The 600-nt window shown below is 48.2% G+C and carries 1 protein-coding gene and 1 pseudogene; both read left to right on the forward strand.

Going from position 1 to position 600, the window contains the following annotated elements; all coding sequences use genetic code 11:
- The coding region (locus R7E78_RS28355) for a sigma-70 family RNA polymerase sigma factor (protein WP_318058911.1) at window positions 1-362 on the forward strand (362 nt) is incomplete at its 5' end.
- A 3-nt stretch (window positions 363-365) separates the two neighbouring features.
- Window positions 366-600, forward strand: a pseudogene (locus R7E78_RS28360) (hypothetical protein); the annotation flags it as partial.

The raw sequence follows: 600 nt of genomic DNA on the forward strand, positions 1-600 counted from the left end.
TAAAGATGTCAAACTGCGACATGAGTGAAATCGCCACCAAGCGTGATTTTTTCTTAATGGCAGCTAAAGTCATGCGCCAAATATTGATCGACAACGCTCGCTCACACCAAGCGCAAAAACGCCAACACATCACATTGATGAAGGACGAAGAAGACCGCTTTGAGCAGTTGATCATCATGGACAAAGCCTTAGATAGCTTTAGCACACGCTACCCACGTCAATCGAGCGCCTTAAAACTCAAATACCTGATGGGCATGAAGAACCAGGAGATCAGAGAACTGCTAGCGTACAGCGCAAGCCTGGTCGAAAACGACCTCAAGTTCTCACGCAGCTGGCTGCAATCAAGAATGGCACACGCATAAATCATGACCAAGAAACTGTGGATTATCGGCGCGATCGGCGCCGGTTTATTGGGCGTTTACTTGTTAAGTGACGAGAGCAACATGGCGTCTGCGGCCAGCTCTTTAAACAGCTCTCCTGTCGATAAAAGAAAAAGCCAACATCACTATGGTGAACGTACGTCGTTAATTGAGGTGAAGCAGGCGCTCACAACATCGGCGTTGGACGGCTCGAGCTCTCTCGATTTAGATGCTGTGCTTA

Source organism: Vibrio sp. YT-19(2023) (assembly GCF_033337395.1).